Source organism: Jiangella alkaliphila (assembly GCF_900105925.1).
Classification (GTDB): domain Bacteria; phylum Actinomycetota; class Actinomycetes; order Jiangellales; family Jiangellaceae; genus Jiangella; species Jiangella alkaliphila.
Map to the genome: position 1 here is coordinate 3,115,089 of NZ_LT629791.1, position 17,256 is coordinate 3,132,344.

Below are 17,256 nucleotides of genomic sequence, written 5' to 3' on the forward strand. Positions count from 1 at the left end.
GAGGACGTCGCCGATCACAGGCTTTCCACCTGTAGCGACCGTGCGGTCGCCGCAGATGGCCCGATGTAGTGCCCCGGCAGATGGGCGGCAGCGCGCCGAGCAAGGCGCGGCGCCCCATCCACCGGGCCGACAGGAGTGCACCATATGCAGGAAGACAGCCCCGGCTCGTCCGGAGATACCACCTCGCCGGCCGAGGCCGGCACCGTCAGCACCGAGCCGGCGCAGCCGCGCCGTCGTCGCGCCGCCAGCCGGGCCGCTGGCCCGCCGGTCGAGCCCACCCTCCACGACGCCGGCGAGCCGGTGACCAGCGAGGACGACCCGGCCGCACCGGCCAGGAAGACGGCGAAGAAGGCCGCTGCCAAGAAGGCGGCCGCGAAGAAGACCGCCAAGAAGGCCCCGGCGAAGAAGGCCGCCGGCCGCAAGGCGGTGGCCGCCGAGGCCGACGCCGGGCTGCTCGCGGTCGACGAGGCCGCCGAGACGCCGGTCGCCGCCGAGGCGCCGGACCCGGTCGAGGCGCCCGCCGCCGTGGCCGAGGCGCCCGCGCCGCGCAAGCGATCCCGGTCGCGCAAGACCGCCCAGCCGGCCTTCGAGCCGCTGCCGGTCGACGACGCCGCCGACGACGAGACCTCCGCCGCCGCCTTCGCCGACCCGAGCCCGGCGTTCGCGCCGTCCGGGGCCGAGAGCGCGGCCACCGAGGCGAGCGCTTCGGCCGTCCTGTTCCAGCCCCCGACGTTCTCCGCCGCGCCGCTGTTCGCCGCGCCCGACCCCGAGGCCGCCGAGCCGGTCCGCGGCCGCCGGCGCGCGAAGCCCGAGCCGGAACCCGAGCCCGAGCCCGAGCCCGAGGTCGAGGCCGAGGTCGAGGCCGAGGAGGCCGAGGAGGAGCCCGAGGCCACCGCCGACGCCTCCGGTGACGACGACTCCGACGACGACGGCGACGCCACCCGCCGCCGGCGCCGCCGCCGCGGTGGCCGCGGCCGCCGCCGTCGCTCCGACGACGGCCCCGACGCCTCCGGCGACGACGACTCCGACGACGACCAGGCCGAGTCCGACGACGCCCAGGGCGACGCGGACGACGACCATGGCGACGACCACGGCGACTCCGACGAGGGCGGCAGCCGCCGTCGTCGCAGGCGCCGTCGCCGCCGCAACGACGACGGCGACGAGCCCCGCGCGGACGACCCGCCGAACACCGTCGTGCGGGTCCGCGACGGGCGCGAGGTCGACGACGAGGTCACCTCGGTCAAGGGCTCGACCCGTCTCGAGGCGAAGAAGCAGCGCCGCCGCGAGGGCCGCGAGGCCGGCCGGCGCCGTCCGCCGATCCTCTCCGAGGCCGAGTTCCTGGCCCGCCGCGAGGCCGTCGACCGCGTCATGGCGGTCCGGCAGTCCGGCGACCTCACCCAGATCGCCGTCCTCGAGGACGACGTGCTGGTCGAGCACTACGTCAGCCGCGCCTCGCAGCAGTCGCTGATCGGCAACGTCTACCTCGGCCGGGTACAGAACGTGCTGCCGGCCATGGAGGCGGCGTTCGTCGACATCGGCCGCGGCCGCAACGCCGTCCTGTATGCCGGCGAGGTCGACTGGAGCGGCCTGGGCAAGTCCGACGGCCCGAAGCGCATCGAGGACGTCCTCAAGTCCGGCCAGGCGGTGCTGGTGCAGGTCACCAAGGACCCCATCGGCCACAAGGGCGCCCGGCTGACCAGCCAGGTCAGCCTCCCCGGCCGCTACGTCGTGTACGTCCCCGGCGGGTCGATGAACGGCATCAGCCGCAAGCTGCCCGACACCGAGCGGACCCGGCTGAAGAAGATCCTCAAGCAGGTCGTCCCCGAGGACGCCGGCGTCATCGTCCGCACCGCCGCCGAGGGCGCCTCCGAGGAGGAGCTCACCAACGACGTCGCGCGGCTGAAGGCCGAGTGGGAGGCGCTGCGCAAGAAGTCCTCCGGCAACGCCCCGCAGCTGCTGCACGGCGAGCCCGACCTCGCCATCAAGGTGGTCCGCGACCTCTTCAACGAGGACTTCACCAAGCTGGTCGTCTCCGGTGACCGCGCCTGGGACACCATCGAGGAGTACGTCTCCAGCGTCGCCGGCTCGCTGCGCGAGCGCGTGGAGAAGTGGACCGGCACCGACGACGTCTTCGCCGCGTTCCGCATCGACGAGCAGATCGCCAAGGCCATGGACCGCAAGGTCTGGCTGCCCAGCGGCGGCTCGCTGGTCATCGACCGCACCGAGGCCATGACCGTCGTCGACGTCAACACCGGCAAGTTCACCGGCTCCGGCGGCAACCTCGAAGAGACGGTCACCAAGAACAACCTCGAGGCGGCCGAAGAGATCGTGCGCCAGCTGCGGCTGCGCGACATCGGCGGCATCATCGTCATCGACTTCATCGACATGGTGCTCGAGGCCAACCGCGACCTCGTGCTGCGCCGCCTGGTCGAGTGCCTCGGCCGCGACCGCACCAAGCACCAGGTCGCCGAGGTCACGTCGCTCGGCCTGGTGCAGATGACCCGCAAGCGCATCGGCACCGGCCTGCTCGAGGCGTTCAGCGAGCCGTGCCCGCACTGCAAGGGCCGCGGCCTGCTCATCCACACCCACCCGGTCGAGTCCGGCAACGGCTCCTCCTCCGGCGGGTCGTCGGGCTCCTCCGGCTCCGACGAGGGCCGCTCGTCCAGCCGCTCCGAGCGCCGTGGCCGGCGCCGCAAGGCCGACCCGGCGCCCGCGCCGGTGGCACAGCCGGTCGAGGCTCTGACGCCGAAGCTCGAGGCCCTGGCCAGCCCCGGCGAGGCATCGCCGGCCGACCTCATGCCGGTCGGCGCCAACGGCAACGGGCACGGCGACGACCACGGCAACGGTCACGACGGCGGTGAGCGGCCGGCCGAGCCCGCCGCGGCCACCGAGGCCGCCGCGACGACGCCCGAGGCCGGCGCGACCCGCACGTCCTCCCGTCGCCGGCGGGCGGTGCGCGCCGCCGGCAGCTCCGCGAAGACGGCCGAGCCGGCCGCCGCCACCGGCGAGACCGGCTGGGCGGGTTCGGACCCGGCGAGCGCCGGCGACGCCACGGCACCGGCCACGCCCACGGGCTGGGCCGGCTCCGACCCGACGGACGCCCGCGACGCCACGGCGCCCGCCGCCGCAGCGCCGGTCACCACGCCGCCACCGCCGCCTCCGCCGCCCGCGGAGTCGCTGGTGACGGCGCCGGACCCGGCGTCCGAGTCCACCGAGCCGGCGGACGAGTCCGCACCGGAGCCGACGCGCCCGCGTCGTACCCGGCGCCGGGCCGAACGCCCGGCCGGCAGCCCCGTCCCCTGAGTTTGACCCGACCCTGACCAATTCCGTACCCTAGGGCGTCGGCGCTCTTCGCGCCCGTACCCGCGTGCCCGCTCCACGAGCGTCGGCATGCGCGCCCGAAGCCCGAGTGAGAGAGTGAGTCCGCGGTGTACGCGATCGTCCGCAGCGGCGGTAACCAGAGAAAGGTCTCCGTCGGAGACGTCATCGACGTCGACCAGCTCAACAACGCCGAGGTCGGCGCCACCGTCACGCTGCCGGCGGTCCTGCTCGTCGACGGTGAGACCGTGACCACCGACGCCAAGAAGCTGGCCGGCGTGTCGGTCACGGCCGAGATCGTCGGCGCCACCAAGGGCCCGAAGATCCACATCCTCCGGTACAAGAACAAGACCGGGTACCGGCGGCGCCAGGGGCACCGCCAGAAGTACACCCAGGTCAAGGTCACCGGCATCGAGACGAAGTAGGCAGGTACCTCGAGATGGCTCACAAGAAGGGCGCCTCGTCCAGCAAGAACGGGCGCGACTCCAACGCTCAGCGACTCGGCGTGAAGCGCTTCGGCGGCCAGCTGGTCAACTCGGGCGAGATCATCGTCCGTCAGCGCGGCACCCACTTCCACCCGGGCGACAACGTCGGCCGCGGCAAGGACGACACCCTGTTCGCCACGTCGGCGGGCGCTGTGGAGTTCAGCGTCAAGCGTGGCCGCAAGGTCGTCAACATCGTCGTGCCGGCGGGGGAGTGACCCCCGCTCCACGCGAGCAGCAGTACACCTGAAGCATCAGGGCGGGCCGGTCACTCGACCGGCCCGCCCTTTTCTGTTCTGAGGACAAAGAGACATGGCCATTCCGTCGTTCGTGGACCGCGTCGTGCTGCATCTGGCAGCAGGTGACGGCGGACACGGCTGCGTGTCGGTCCACCGCGAGAAGTTCAAGCCGCTGGGCGGGCCCGACGGCGGCGACGGCGGCCGCGGCGGCGACATCGTCCTCGTCGTCGACCCCAACACCACCACGCTGCTCGACTACCATCGTTCGCCGCACCGCAAGGCGACGAACGGCAGCCAGGGAGAGGGCAGCAACCGCGACGGCGCCAACGGCGGCGACATCGAGCTGAAGGTGCCCGACGGCACCGTGGTCAGCACCCGCGACGGCGAGGTCCTGGTCGACCTCGTCGGCGCCGGCACCCGTTTCATCGCGGCTCAGGGCGGCCACGGCGGGCTGGGCAACGCCGCACTGGCCAGCAAGCGCCGCCGGGCGCCCGGGTTCGCGCTGCTCGGCGAGCCGGGCGAGGCCAAGGACGTCGTGCTCGAGCTGAAGAGCGTCGCCGACGTCGGCCTGGTCGGCTTCCCGAGCGCCGGCAAGTCCAGCCTCATCGCGGCCATCTCCGCGGCCCGGCCGAAGATCGCCGACTACCCGTTCACGACGCTGGTCCCGAACCTCGGCGTCGTCGAGGCCGGCGACGTCCGCTACACCGTCGCCGACGTGCCCGGGCTGATCGAGGGGGCCAGCGAGGGCCGCGGGCTCGGCCACGCGTTCCTCCGCCACGTGGAGCGCTGCAAGGCGCTGCTGCACGTCGTCGACCTCGCCACGATGGAGCCGGGCCGCGACCCGCTCACCGACATCGACCTCATCGAGTCCGAGCTGGAGAAGTACGGCGGCCTCGACAAGCGGCCGCGCATGGTCGCGCTGAACAAGATCGACGTTCCCGAGGCGCGCGAGCTGGCCGACCTCGTCCGGGCCGACGTCGAGGCCCGCGGCTGGGAGGTCTTCCCGATCTCCGCCGCCACCCACGAGGGCCTGCGGGAGCTGACGTACGCCATGGGCTCGCTGGTCGCCTCGGCCCGGGCCGCCGCGCCCGCGCCCGAGCCGACCCGCCTGGTCCTGCGCCCGGCCGCCGTCGACGACTCCGGGTTCACCGTCACCGACGAGGGCGAGCGCTACCGCATCCGCGGCCTGAAGCCGGAGCGCTGGATCCGGCAGACCGACTTCACCAACGACGAGGCGGTCGGCTACCTCGCCGACCGGCTGGCGCGGCTCGGCGTCGAGGAGGCGCTCATCCGGGCCGGCGCCCACGCCGGCGACGAAGTGGTCATCGGCGGCGAGGACGCGGTCGTGTTCGACTGGGAGCCCAGCGTCAGCGCCGGCGGCGAGCACCTCGGGCCGCGCGGGACGGACTCCCGGTTGTCATGAGCGGCGGGGCGGGCACGCGCGGCGCCCTCGCGACCGCGCAGCGGGTGGTCGTGAAGGTCGGGTCGTCGTCGCTCACCACGACGCACGGCGGCATCGACGACGCCCGCGTGGCCACGGTGGTCGACGCGCTGGCGAAGGCGCGCGCGTCGGGCCGCGAGGTGGTGCTGGTGTCGTCCGGCGCCATCGCCGCCGGGCTGGCGCCGCTGGGCCTGGCCACGCGCCCGCGCGACCTCGCCCGTCAGCAGGCCGCCGCGAGCGTCGGGCAGGGCCTGCTGATGGCGAACTACACGTCCGCGTTCGCCGGTCACGGCCTGCGGGTCGGCCAGGTGCTGCTGACGGTCGACGACGTCACCCGCCGCGCGCACTACCGCAACGCCTACCGGACGCTGCACCAGCTGCTGCAGCTCGGCGTCGTGCCGGTCGTGAACGAGAACGACACCGTCGCCACCCACGAGATCCGCTTCGGCGACAACGACCGCCTCGCCGCGCTGGTCGCCCAGCTGGTCCATGCCGACCTGCTGGTGCTGCTGTCCGACGTCGACGGCCTCTACGACGGCAACCCGCACAAGGCCGGCGCCACCCGGCTCGCCGACGTGCACAGCCTGTCCGACCTCGACGGCATCGACATCGGCGCGGCCGGCCGGTCCGGGCTGGGCAGCGGCGGCATGGTGACGAAGGTCGAGGCGGCCTCCATCGCCACCGGCTCCGGCATCGACGTCGTGCTGGCGTCGGCGCCCGAGGTGTCGGCCGTGCTGGCCGGCGACCCCGCCGGCACCTGGTTCCACCGCCGCGCCGGGCGCCGCGCCACCCGGTTGCTCTGGCTCGAGCACGCCACCGACGGCCGCGGCTCGCTCACGCTCGACGCGGGCGCGGTGCGGGCCGTCGTCGAGCGCGGCGCGTCCCTGCTTCCGGCCGGCATCACCACCGTCACCGGCACGTTCACCGCCGGCGACCCGGTCGACCTGCTGGACGAGATCGGCCGCACGGTGGCCCGCGGCGTGGTGAACTACGACGCCGCCGAGTTGCCGGCGCTGCTGGGCCGGTCGACCAAGGACCTGGCCCGCGACCTCGGGCCGGAGTACGAGCGTGAGGTGGTCCACCGCGACGACCTCGTGCTGCTCGGCCGGCCGCGCCGCTAGTTCGTCCCTATGTGTTAGCTTTTCCCCGGCAATCGGGAGATCCGCACCGGTTCGGGCACGCCACCTCGGGCACATCACGGGCACACCACACCCATCGATGAACTGCTGAGCTCTGGAGTACCCGTTATGAACCGAATCCGAGCCGTACTGCCGCGCGCCCTCGGCGTGCTGGCGGCCACGGCCCTCGCCGGCATCGCGGCCGTCGCGCCCGCCGATGCCATCGTTCCCGCCGTCGTCGTGGCCGAGACCCGCGAGGGCGAACCCCTCGACGTCCGGTGGCCGAGCGACGGCGCCCGCTTCTACGACCCGCCCGTGTTCCACGGCGCCGGGGCGCCCGGCGCCACCGTCACCGTCTCCGTCGCGGGCGCACCGGTCGGCTCGACCACGGTCGACGGCGCCGGCGCCTGGTACCTCCCCGTCCCGGCGGAGGACCTGCCGCCCGAGGGCGAGCACTTCGACGCCGACGTCCGGCAGGAGGACGGCGCCTCGGTCACCGAGGTCGTCATCGCCGACCTGCACGTCGACATCGACGGCTCGCACATCCGTTTGCCGCTGCCGGGCCAAACGGACCAGATCACCGGCGACTTCGTGTTCAGCGGCAACCAGAACTTCGACGGCATCGTCCTGCTGCGGCTGACCGGCACCACTGCCGACGGCGAGGAGGTCGAGTGGCTCGCGCAGACCGAGGGCGAGCCGATCTACCCCGAGGTCACGGTCTGGGAGGGTACCTGGACCTTCCCGCCGAACCAGTTCACCTACAAGGACTGGAGCTTCGACCCGGCCGAGAACCTGGCCGAGGGCGAGTACCTGGTCGACACCTGGCTGATCACCCCGGAGGGTGACCTCGACCAGGGCAACAGCGCGCCGTTCACCGTGATCCCGGGCGCCGGCGGCGACGAGTCCGGCTCCGACGAGAGCGGCTCGGACGAGTCCGGTTCCGACGAGAACGGTTCGGACGAGAGCGGCACCGACGTCGGTGCGGACGAGAGCGGCTCCGACGACGGTGCCGACGGTGGCGCCGCCGAGGCGGGCACGGACGAGAACGGTGCTGCCGAGGCCGGCTCGGACGAGAACGGCGCCGATGAGAACGGTGCTGCCGAGAACGGTGCCGCCGAGAACGGTGCCGACGACGGGGCCGAGGCAGGCGCCGACGACGGGGCCGCCGACGACGGAGCCACCGAGGACGCCGACGACGACGGCGCGGCGAACGGCTCCGGCGGTGAGGACCTGCCGGACACCGGCGCCGGCGACACGCTGCTGCCGCTGGTGGCCGTCGTCCTGCTCGGCGTCGGCGTCGGGCTGGTCGTCCTGCGGGCCCGGCGCGCGAGCGCCTGACCCGTCCGGAACGGGGCCCGGTCCGCCACCTGGTCGAGGCGGGCCGGGCCCTTCACCACAGAGCGGCGAGCAGCCGCTCCAGACGGGCGTGGATCGCGTCGGCGTCGATGTCGGTCTCGCCGAGCAGGATCCGGGTACAGATGCCGTCGGTGACCGCGATGACCACCTGGACGGCCTGCGGATCGGTGGTGTGGCCCGACACCGCCTGGGCCACCAGCTCCGACCAGTGCGTCGTGAGCGGCCGCAGCGCCGGCCGACGGGCGGCCAGCAGGATCAGCTCCCGCTCGGCCAGGGCGCGGGCCCGGCCCGGGCCGCTGGCGTCGGCGACGATCCGGGCGATCGCGGCCAGCGGTGTCGTCCCGGCCGCGACCAGCGCCTCGTACTGCTCGCGATACTGCGCGGCGGCCGACTCCAGCGCGGCCACCAGCAGGTCGTCGAGGGTCGCGAAGTGGTAGGCGACCAGCGACGGGCGCACGCCGGCCCGCTCGGCGACCGTCCGGTGGGTGACCCCGGCGACCCCGCGCTCCTCGATGTCGCGCAGCGTGCTGGCGATGATCGACGCGCGCCGCCGCTCGCCGCGCGCCAGCCGCCCGTCGGCGGCCGCGGGGTCAGCCGGCGGCCGGTGCATGCGCCGCTCCCAGTTCCAGTGCCAGCACCCCGCCGATCACCAGCGCCACGCCGCCGGCCTGGATCCAGGTCAGCCGGTCGCCCAGCGCGATCCCGATGATCGCCACCAGCGTCACGCCGGTCGCCGCCCAGATGCCGTACGCGACCCCGATGCCCATGCCCTCGCGCAGCGCGCGCGACAGCAGGAAGTAGGCGGCGAGCACGCCCACCGCGGTGATGGTCGTGGGGACCGGCCGGGTGAAGCCGTCGCTGTACCGGGTCGAGATCGCGCCGATCAGCTCCGCGATGATCGCGCCGGTCAGGAAGACGTACGCCATCGATCCACCTTTCTTGAACCAACATTCAAATTGAATGATAGTTCAAGAAGATGTCGGCGCAACCCCGCCACTAGACTGAGCGGGTGACCACAACCGTCGCCGACCTGGGCCGCGCCGCCCGCACGGCCGCCGCCGAGCTGGCCGTCCGCACCCGCGCCGAGAAGGACGCCGCCCTGCACGCCATGGCCGACGCGCTGGTCGCGAACGCCGCGGCGATCATCGAGCGCAACGCCGCCGACGTCGAGCGGGCCCGCGAGTCCGGCACCGCCGAGGCGATGATCGACCGGCTGCGGCTCGACGACCAGCGCATCGCCGGCATGGCGAGCGGGCTGCGGCAGGTCGCCGGCCTGCCCGACCCCGTCGGCGAGGTGTGCCGTGGGTACACGCTGCCCAACGGCCTGCAGGTCACCCAGCGCCGGGTGCCGCTGGGCGTCGTCGGCATCATCTACGAGGCCCGTCCCAACGTCACCGCCGACGCCGCCGGGCTGGCGCTGAAGAGCGGCAACGCGGTCCTGCTCAAGGGGTCCTCCAGTGCCGCGGCGTCCAACGAGGCGATCGTAGGCGTGCTGTCGGCCGCCGTGGAGTCCGCCGGGCTGCCGGGCGCCGCCGTCCAGCTGGTCGCGGGCGGGCACGACCAGGCGAAGGAGCTCATGCGGGCGCGCGGCCTGGTCGACGTGCTCATCCCGCGCGGCGGCGCCGGGCTGATCCGCAGCGTCGTCGAGGAGTCGACCGTCCCCGTCATCGAGACCGGGGTCGGCAACTGCCACGTGTACGTCGACGCCGACGCCGATCTCGCCATGGCGCTGCAGATCCTGCTCAACGCGAAGACGCAGCGGCCCAGCGTGTGCAACGCCGCCGAGACGCTGCTCGTGCACGCCGGTGTCGCGGCCGAGTTCCTGCCGGCCGCGCTCGCCGCGCTGCGCGACGCCGGGGTCACCGTGCACGGCGACGAGCGGGTCCGGGGCTACGACGACGCGGTCGCGCCGGCCACCGACGACGACTGGGCCGCCGAGTACCTCTCGCTCGACCTCGCCGCCGCCGTCGTCGACACCCTCGACGACGCCGTGGCGCACATCCGGCGGTGGGGGAGCGGGCACACCGAGGCCATCGTCACCCGGTCGCTCGACGCGTCGCGCCGGTTCGCCGCCACGACCGACTCCGCCGCCGTCATGGTCAACGCCTCCACCCGGTTCACCGACGGCGAGCAGCTCGGCTTCGGCGCCGAGATCGGCATCTCGACGCAGAAGCTGCACGCCCGCGGCCCGATGGGCCTGCCGGAGCTCACCACCACCACGTACGTCGTCACCGGTGACGGGCACGTCAGAGGCTGACGGTAGGCTTGCGCAGCATGGACACCGTCGTGCTGCTGGCCGAGGAGGCGCACTCCTCGTCGGAGGGGTTTCCCGCGTGGGCCTGGGGCCTCTCCGCGTTCGGCATTCTCCTCCTGCTGCTGTACATCGTGCTGAGCTTCGGCAGGGGGCGGCCGCACGCCTGAGCAGGCTGCGCGCACTACGGTGTGTCGGTGAGCAACCCGAAGCGGCTCGGTGTCATGGGTGGGACGTTCGACCCCATCCATCACGGCCACCTGGTGGCGGCCAGCGAGGTGCAGCACTGGTTCCACCTCGACGAGGTGGTCTTCGTGCCCACCGGCCAGCCGTGGCAGAAGACCGAGCGCGTCGTCACGCCGCCCGAGGACCGCTACCTCATGACGGTCATCGCGACGGCGTCGAACCCGGTGTTCTCCGTCAGCCGGGTCGACATCGACCGCGCCGGCCCCACCTACACCGTCGACACGCTCCGCGACCTCCGTGCGCACTACGGCGACGACACCGAGCTGTTCTTCATCACCGGCGCCGACGCGCTCGGGCAGATCCTGTCCTGGCGCGACCACGACGAGCTGTTCGAGCTGGCCCACTTCGTCGGCTGCACCCGGCCCGGGCACGACCTCTCCGCCGTCGGGCTGCCGGAGGACAAGGTGACGCTGGTCGAGGTGCCGGCGCTGGCGATCTCGTCCAGCGAGTGCCGGCACCGGGTCAGGGGCGACGAGCCGATCTGGTACCTGGTGCCCGACGGCATCGTCCAGTACATCAACAAACGCGGCCTCTACGTCGAGGCATGAGACGCTGGACCGGTCAACGTCCCGGTCCCAGGAAGAGGAGGAACGCCGCTTGACCGCAACCGATCGCGCCATCCAGCTGGCGGTCGCCGCCGCGGAGGCCGCGTCCGACAAACTGGCCGACGACATCGTCGCATTCGACGTGTCCGAGCGGATGGCCATCACCGACGTGTTCCTGGTGTGCTCGGCGTCCAACGACCGCCAGGTGCGCTCCGTCGTCGACGCCGTCGAGGAGAAGCTGCGCGACCTCGGCGCCCGCCCCGTCAGTCGCGAGGGCGAGCGCGAGGGCCGCTGGGTGCTGCTCGACTACGTCGAGATCGTCGTGCACGTGCAGCACGCCGAGGAGCGGGTGTTCTACGCCCTCGAGCGGCTGTGGAAGGACTGCCCGACCATCGAGCTGCCCGCCGAGGTGAACGCCGGTCGCGGCCCCCGCGCCGGAGACGGGGCGTGAGCCGGCGCATCGTGCTCTGGCGCCACGGCCGGACGGAGTGGAACGCCGCCGGGCGCTTCCAGGGCCAGACCGATGTCGATCTCGACGAGCTCGGCCGCGAGCAGGCGCGCGAGGCCGCCGCCCGGCTGGCCGCGCTCGCGCCCGACCTGCTGGTCTCGTCGGACCTGCGGCGCGCCCAGGACACCATCGCCGCGCTCGCGGCCCTGGTCGGCCTGGACGTCGAGCTCGACCAGCGGCTGCGCGAGACCTACGCCGGCGACTGGCAGGGCCTGACGTCAGCCGAGATCTCCGCCAACTGGCCCGACGAGTACAAGGCCTGGCGCGGCGGCGACCCGCTGCTGCGCGTCGGCGGCGGCGAGACCCGCCAGGAAGTCGCCGAGCGGATGTTCGCCGCCGTCACCGACGCCGCCGCCCGGCTGCCCGAGAATGGCCTCGCCGTCCTCACCTCCCACGGCGGCGCGGCCCGGCTGGGCATCGCCGCCCTCATCGGCATGCCGCTGCACCGCTTCACCAACGTCGGCGGGCTGTCCAACTGCTCGTGGTCCATGCTGCGCGAGGGCGACGACGGCTGGATCCTGGTCGAGCACAACGCCGGCACCCTGCCCACTCCAGTGGTGATCGAAGAGGGGTGAACTGGTAGCCTCTCCGAGGTCGATCGGCCCGCTTTTCGGGGCCGGTTGCCGCGGGTGGGTCCGATTATGTGGTTCACCTCGCCGTCGGCTAAGCTTACGAAGCCGTTCGGCACGGGGCTGTGGCGCAGCTGGTAGCGCACCTCCATGGCATGGAGGGGGTCAGGGGTTCGAGTCCCCTCAGCTCCACCCAATCCGCTGGTCAGTGGCCATGTTCGAAGTCCTCATCCAGGAGGACCGCATGGCCGCTCACCACAAACTCACCACTTCACCAGCGGCTTCGGCCTGTCTTGGCCGGACTCTGCGCCGCTCGGCGCGTCTCGTGCACCTGTCCGGCATGAACTCCGAGACACGCTCCGACGAACACGACGAACCACCAGCGGCACCCGGCCTGGGCAACGTCGTCGGCGAGACGCTGACCTTGCAGGATCTGGCCACCCAGCTGGGGGTGACCGTCCAGACGCTCTACGACCTTCGTAGCCAAGGCCGCGGGCCGCGAGGCTTCCGCGTGGGCCGTGAACTCCAGTTCAGACGCAGCGAGATCGACGCCTGGCTGGCGTGGATGGAGGGGGCCGATGCCAAGCGCCACCCACGTGGAGGCTCCCGGTGAGCGGGGGACGGCCGCGCACGGCGATCGGCACCTACGGCACGATCAACGTCCGGACCTGTGGGCATCGCCGCTATGTGGCGCGCACCAGATTCCGTGACCTCGATGGCCAGCTGCGTGAGGTGACCGCCACCGCGGGCTCTCGCACGGCCGCTCAGGCAGAACTCAAAGAACGGCTGGTGTGCCGGCCCGGATACGGCACAGGCGGTCTGCTGAGCATGTCCAGCCCGTTAGGCGACCTCGTCGAGCTCTGGCTAGCCGATCTCGCACTTCGCGACATCTCGGAGAACACCAAGAACAACTACCGCGATGACCTGCGGCTGCACGTGCGGCCATTCTTCGAGCACTACACGCTGGGCGAGATCACCACCGGGCGCGTCGAGTCCTTCCTCAAGTCCGAACTCGCGGTCTCATACTCGCGGGCCAAGCACTCCAGGACCGTCCTCAACCTGCTCTTCACATTCGCCTTGCGCAACGACGCCATGCCCCGCAATCCGGTCGAGGGCACGTCGCCTCTGGCGAAGCCGAAGAGCCAGATCCAAGCGCTCACGCTCGAGCAGGTGCAGGCCATCCGTGCAGCGGCGGCGACATGGCGAACCGGCCCCGGCGTGAAGGGTCCCAAGCCGGACGGGCAGGTCCGCGACGCGATCGAGGTTCTGCTCGGCACGTCCATGCGACCTGGGGAGGCGCTTGCGCTGCGACCTTGCGACATCGTCGACGGCAAGCGCGGGATGGTGGCGCATGTGCGAGGGACGGTCGTCTACGTTCAGGGCAAAGGCACTTTCCGCCAAGATCATCCCAAGACCGACGCGTCGATCCGGCAGATCCCCGTGCCGGCGTTCGCGGCTGAGGTGCTGCGGCGCCGCATCGCGCTCATGGGTCCAGAGCAGCGGGAGCGCACCATCTTCGCCAACCGGACCGGAGGCCCGCTGAGCCAGCACAACTTCCGGCGCACGTTCCGGGAATTCCTCGTACTCGCTGGGCTGCAAGACACCGGCATCACCCCGCGCTGGTACCGCCGCACGGGGGCAACTGTGCTGGCCCGCGGGCTCGGCATGGAAGCCGCAGCGACTCACCTGGGGCATACCTCGAAAGCGATCACCGAGGGTCACTACGTCGAGCCGGATCAGTCGATCGACTACCAGGCGGCCGCCGTGCTGGAGAAGACGCTCCGACCCCGCGACCGCTCTTCAGCGATGGTGTCGCAGAGTTCCTCGGCCGATCTTCACGGGTTGCCGGTGGGCCAGGTGGTCATCGCTGTAGCCACGACGTCTTCGAGGTCCTGACGGTCGTGCCCGTCTCTAGCGAGTTGTGAGAGCCCTTGCCAGACGGCGACTGAGAACGTGGCGAGTGCGTGAGCGTCCGTGTCGGCAGGGAGTTCTCTCCGCTCGATATCGGCCAGGATCATGCCCTCGATCAGGCTTGATGTCTGGGTGCGGCGCGCTCGCAGGTCTGCTGCGATCGACCCGGAAGCGGTGGTGTGGTTGGTGGCACCGTTGAGAATGAGGCATCCGGCGGGACGGCCGGGCAGAGTCTGCTGAATCGCCGCCTGCGCCAGCAGTCGGCGGACGGCTCGGTATGCGGTGGGTTCTGTCTCGATGGCCTCCTGGATGTAGGCGCCGTACCGGCGCGCATAGGCCTCGACCGCTTCCTCGAAGAGGCTCTGCTTGTCGGAGAAGGCTGTGTACAGGCTCGGTGCGGTGATCCCCATCGCCTCGGTGAGGTCGCGGATCGACACGGTGTCGTAGCCGCGCTCCCAGAACAGCAGCATCGCTTGTTCGAGGGCGGCGTCGCGGTCGAAGCCTCTCGGGCGTCCTGTCCTGGCGGCCATGTCCGGCATTCTATAGCGATCGCTCTGGAACGTGTTATCGTCATTTCCGTATCGATCGCTATGGAACGAGGGTGGGATATGAAACTGGACGGAATGACGGCACTGGTGACCGGCGGCGGGCGTGGTATCGGCCAGGCGATCTCGCGGCGTCTCGCCGCCGAGGGGGCGCACGTGGTGGTTCACTACGGCGCCAACCAGGAGGCCGCCCAGGCGACCGCCACGTCAATCCGGCAAGCAGGTGGCCGGGCCGACATCCTCGGTGCCACGCTGGGTGGCCACGACATCGAGCAGGACGCCGCCGCGCTCTGGGCGGGGTTCGACGCGATCAGCGACCGGCTCGACGTCCTGGTCAACAACGCCGGCATCGCCGACGGCCGGGGCACGATCGACGACGTCGAGTTCGACAGTCTCGCGCGTCTGCTGGCGGTCAACACCCTGGCCCCGTTCTTCGTCACCAAGCTCGCCCTGCCACGCATCAGTGACGGCGGCCGGATCGTCAACGTCTCCACGCACCTGACGCGGGGCGCCGCGCAGCCGGACCTGATCGGCTACGCCATGACCAAGGGCGCCATCGACGTCTTCACCGCCACCTTGGGCAAACAGCTCGGGGAACGCGGTATCACCGTCAATGCCGTGGCACCCGGCGTCGTCGACACCGACATGAACGCTGCCTGGCTCGATCACGCACGCGACATGGTGGCCATGCAGTCACCTCTGGGCCGCGTCGCTCAGCCGTCGGACATCGGCGACGTGGTCGCCTTCCTGGCCTCGGACGACAGCCGCTGGGTCACCGGGCAGCACATCGACACGTCCGGCGGGGCGCTGCTGTGACCCAGGAGGCCCCTCCTGCCGGGACGCGCACACGCCTGCCGAGCTGGGTGCCGTTCGGCGCCCTGGTCGGCATCGAGTTCCTCACTGTGATGGACGCCGCCGTGGTCAATATCGCGCTGCCGGTGATCAAGGACGACCTCGGCTACAGCCACACCGAGATCTCGTGGGTGGTGAACTGCTATCTCATCGCCTTCGCCGGACTGCTCCTGGCGGCCGGCCGCCTGGCCGACGCGCTCGGGCGCCGACGTCTGTTCGTCGCCGGGACCGCGCTGTTCACCGCCGCTTCGGTCGGCTGCGGGTTGGCGGTCGAACCGTGGCATCTGTTGATCGGCCGCGCGGTCCAGGGTGTGGGCGCGGCGTTGGTGATGCCGGCAGCTCTGGCGCTGATCACCGACATCTTTCCCGAGGGCCCCTCCAGGGTTCGTGCACTGGGCATCTTCGCCAGCTTGGGAGCCGTGGCCGCGCCCATCGGGCTGACCGTGGGCGGGTTCTTCACCGAACTCGACTGGCACCTGATCTTCTGGACCAATGTGCCACTCGGTGTGATCATCACCGCGATCGCGCTGACCGGCCTACCAGCACCACCGCCGACGCCGACGCCGGTCGACCTCCTGGGCGCCGTCGCGGCCACCGGCACGTTGAGCCTGGCCGCGCTGGCTGCGGTGTCGCTGGAGGCCAGCGGACCATCGGCGGCAACCACGATCGCCGCGACCGTGGGCGCGGTCGTCTTCGCGCTCATCCTCGCGCTCCGGCAACGGTACGCAGCCAACCCCCTCATACCGCCCGCACTGTTGCGGATCCGGTCGATCACCGTCGGCAACAGCATCTTCGCGCTCGTAGGAACCGTACTGCTGGGGACCTTCTTCTTCGTCACCTTGTACCTGCAGGAGACCCGCGGACTCGCGCCGCTGCAGGCGACACTCGCCTACGTGCCGATCCCCCTGGCCGCCTTCACGGGCACCCGGCTGGCTCCCTGGATCATCGGGCGACTCGGCCCGCACAACGCCTTGGGCATGGGGCTACTCGTCCAGGCCGCGACACTCGCGATCTGGGCGATCGTCGGCGATGCCAGCGGGCCACTCTCCATCGCGCTGGTAGCGCCGACCGTCCCCTGGGGAGTGGGGATGGGCGTCTCGATCGTCAGCTCCTTCGTCGTCTGCACCAGCGCAGTCCCCGGATCCGTCGCCGGTGCCGCGTCCGGCCTGGCCACCACCGCCTACCAAGGCGGCGGCGCCGTTGGTCTGGCCCTCGTCGCTGCCCTCGCCGCCGCAACCGGCGACGCCGGCAGCGGGTCACCGGGCCTGACGCAGGCCGCGCAGCTCAGCGGCTACCACTGGGGCATCTGGGCACTGGCCGGCACCGCGCTCATCGGGGCCGCCCTCACCCGGGCGCTGCCGAGGAGCCAGCAGGAACCGGCCGCCCTCGAGAACCCCGATACCCCCACCACGGGCTGATCCTCCATGCCGAGGTTTCCAGACCGGGCCTTGGCGTGGGGTCGCGAGGCGCCCCTCCCGCGGCGGGGACTGTCCGGTCAGCTACGGGAGCGCGTCGCGGTGGTTCGAAGTACGTGAGGTGTTCTGGTCTTCACCGGGCGTGCAGGCGCGGTGGTGGTCGAGACGTCCGTGGGGGTGTGCATGATCGGGGATGGTGGCGACATGGTGAGCCTGCCCGATCGGATGGCGGTGAGCGAGAAGGCGCGTCGATGTCGCTATTTCTCGAAGAGCCGGGCGTCGAACCAGTCGAGGCATGGGCGCCAGTCGTGGTTGCGCAGGACGGTGAACACCGGGATCTTGGCGTCGGCGGGGCGGATCATGACCGCGTCTTCCCAGGAGGTCCTGGGGCCGAGCCCGCCCTGCACGGTGATCTGACCGTCCCGATCCTTCGGCGAACCTCGAGGGCGAGGCCGGCGAC

18 protein-coding genes and 1 tRNA gene are annotated in these 17,256 nt (G+C 71.9%); 16 read left to right on the forward strand and 3 right to left on the reverse strand.

Going from position 1 to position 17,256, the window contains the following annotated elements:
* Positions 1-144 precede the first annotated feature (144 nt).
* The 6 genes from BLV05_RS37000 to BLV05_RS14430 all read left to right on the forward strand — a co-directional run bounded on the left by BLV05_RS37000 (position 145) and on the right by BLV05_RS14430 (position 7,936).
* Entirely contained in the window at positions 145-3,303 is a 3,159-nt protein-coding gene (locus BLV05_RS37000; RefSeq protein WP_052762219.1) for an Rne/Rng family ribonuclease, read from the forward strand.
* A gap of 125 nt (positions 3,304-3,428) precedes the next feature.
* Positions 3,429-3,743 (forward strand): 50S ribosomal protein L21, encoded by a 315-nt coding sequence (rplU, locus tag BLV05_RS14410; protein WP_046767365.1) that lies wholly within the window; start codon positions 3,429-3,431, stop codon positions 3,741-3,743.
* Positions 3,744-3,757: 14 nt separating this feature from the next.
* The gene (gene rpmA / locus BLV05_RS14415) at positions 3,758-4,018 is read left to right on the forward strand and encodes a 50S ribosomal protein L27 (protein WP_046767364.1); all 261 of its coding nucleotides are present in this window, start codon (positions 3,758-3,760) and stop codon (positions 4,016-4,018) included.
* A gap of 100 nt (positions 4,019-4,118) precedes the next feature.
* Positions 4,119-5,462, forward strand: coding sequence for a GTPase ObgE (gene obgE, locus BLV05_RS14420; RefSeq protein WP_046767481.1), 1,344 nt, complete (start codon positions 4,119-4,121; stop codon positions 5,460-5,462).
* Positions 5,459-6,601 carry a glutamate 5-kinase gene (gene proB, locus BLV05_RS14425; protein WP_046767363.1) on the forward strand — a complete coding sequence of 381 codons (1,143 nt, stop codon included), beginning with the start codon at positions 5,459-5,461 and terminating at the stop codon, positions 6,599-6,601. Before obgE ends, proB begins: the two co-directional genes overlap by 4 nt.
* A 126-nt stretch (positions 6,602-6,727) precedes the next feature.
* Complete coding sequence (locus tag BLV05_RS14430; RefSeq protein WP_052762218.1) at positions 6,728-7,936, forward strand: LPXTG cell wall anchor domain-containing protein; 1,209 nt, start codon at positions 6,728-6,730, stop codon at positions 7,934-7,936.
* A 52-nt stretch (positions 7,937-7,988) separates the two neighbouring features.
* Here BLV05_RS14430 and BLV05_RS14435 read toward each other — a convergent pair whose 3' ends face one another.
* Together BLV05_RS14435 and BLV05_RS14440 are read right to left on the reverse strand one after the other, a co-directional pair.
* Positions 7,989-8,564, reverse strand: a complete 576-nt coding sequence (locus BLV05_RS14435) for a TetR/AcrR family transcriptional regulator (RefSeq protein ID WP_046767362.1) — start codon at positions 8,562-8,564, stop codon at positions 7,989-7,991.
* Positions 8,545-8,880, reverse strand: coding sequence for a DMT family transporter (locus tag BLV05_RS14440; RefSeq protein ID WP_046767361.1), 336 nt, complete (start codon positions 8,878-8,880; stop codon positions 8,545-8,547). The genes BLV05_RS14435 and BLV05_RS14440 overlap by 20 nt, the downstream gene beginning before the upstream one ends.
* Positions 8,881-8,963: 83 nt before the next feature.
* On the opposite strand from BLV05_RS14440, the gene BLV05_RS14445 reads away from it, so the two are divergent.
* The 8 genes from BLV05_RS14445 to BLV05_RS14475 all read left to right on the forward strand — a co-directional run bounded on the left by BLV05_RS14445 (position 8,964) and on the right by BLV05_RS14475 (position 13,969).
* Positions 8,964-10,211 carry a glutamate-5-semialdehyde dehydrogenase gene (locus BLV05_RS14445; protein ID WP_046767360.1) on the forward strand — a complete coding sequence of 416 codons (1,248 nt, stop codon included), beginning with the start codon at positions 8,964-8,966 and terminating at the stop codon, positions 10,209-10,211.
* Between the two features lie 17 nt (positions 10,212-10,228).
* Entirely contained in the window at positions 10,229-10,375 is a 147-nt protein-coding gene (locus BLV05_RS35805) for a hypothetical protein (RefSeq protein ID WP_157524253.1), read from the forward strand.
* 27 nt (positions 10,376-10,402) lie between these two features.
* Positions 10,403-10,999: a nicotinate-nucleotide adenylyltransferase gene (gene nadD / locus BLV05_RS14450; RefSeq protein WP_231948818.1), complete on the forward strand. Its 597-nt coding sequence runs from the start codon at positions 10,403-10,405 to the stop codon at positions 10,997-10,999.
* A gap of 49 nt (positions 11,000-11,048) precedes the next feature.
* Entirely contained in the window at positions 11,049-11,447 is a 399-nt protein-coding gene (gene rsfS / locus BLV05_RS14455; RefSeq protein WP_046767359.1) for a ribosome silencing factor, read from the forward strand.
* Positions 11,444-12,079: a histidine phosphatase family protein gene (locus BLV05_RS14460; protein ID WP_046767358.1), complete on the forward strand. Its 636-nt coding sequence runs from the start codon at positions 11,444-11,446 to the stop codon at positions 12,077-12,079. Before rsfS ends, BLV05_RS14460 begins: the two co-directional genes overlap by 4 nt.
* Positions 12,080-12,192: 113 nt before the next feature.
* Positions 12,193-12,265 (forward strand) — tRNA-Ala (locus tag BLV05_RS14465).
* Between the two features lie 22 nt (positions 12,266-12,287).
* Positions 12,288-12,686 (forward strand): helix-turn-helix transcriptional regulator, encoded by a 399-nt coding sequence (locus tag BLV05_RS14470; RefSeq protein WP_152690621.1) that lies wholly within the window; start codon positions 12,288-12,290, stop codon positions 12,684-12,686.
* On the forward strand, positions 12,683-13,969 hold the full coding sequence (locus tag BLV05_RS14475; RefSeq protein ID WP_152690620.1) for a tyrosine-type recombinase/integrase: 1,287 nt from the start codon (positions 12,683-12,685) through the stop codon (positions 13,967-13,969). The genes BLV05_RS14470 and BLV05_RS14475 overlap by 4 nt, the downstream gene beginning before the upstream one ends.
* Here BLV05_RS14475 and BLV05_RS14480 read toward each other — a convergent pair.
* The gene (locus tag BLV05_RS14480; RefSeq protein WP_046767476.1) at positions 13,909-14,514 is read right to left on the reverse strand and encodes a TetR/AcrR family transcriptional regulator; all 606 of its coding nucleotides are present in this window, start codon (positions 14,512-14,514) and stop codon (positions 13,909-13,911) included. The two genes, BLV05_RS14475 and BLV05_RS14480, sit on opposite strands and share 61 nt — an antisense overlap.
* Positions 14,515-14,607: 93 nt before the next feature.
* Between BLV05_RS14480 and BLV05_RS14485 the strand changes: the two genes are divergently transcribed.
* Both BLV05_RS14485 and BLV05_RS14490 read left to right on the forward strand, forming a co-directional pair.
* Positions 14,608-15,345 (forward strand): SDR family oxidoreductase, encoded by a 738-nt coding sequence (locus BLV05_RS14485; RefSeq protein WP_231948819.1) that lies wholly within the window; start codon positions 14,608-14,610, stop codon positions 15,343-15,345.
* A complete protein-coding gene (locus BLV05_RS14490; protein ID WP_152690619.1) occupies positions 15,342-16,799 on the forward strand; it encodes an MFS transporter in 1,458 nt (485 codons plus the stop codon). Before BLV05_RS14485 ends, BLV05_RS14490 begins: the two co-directional genes overlap by 4 nt.
* Positions 16,800-17,256: the final 457 nt, after the last annotated feature.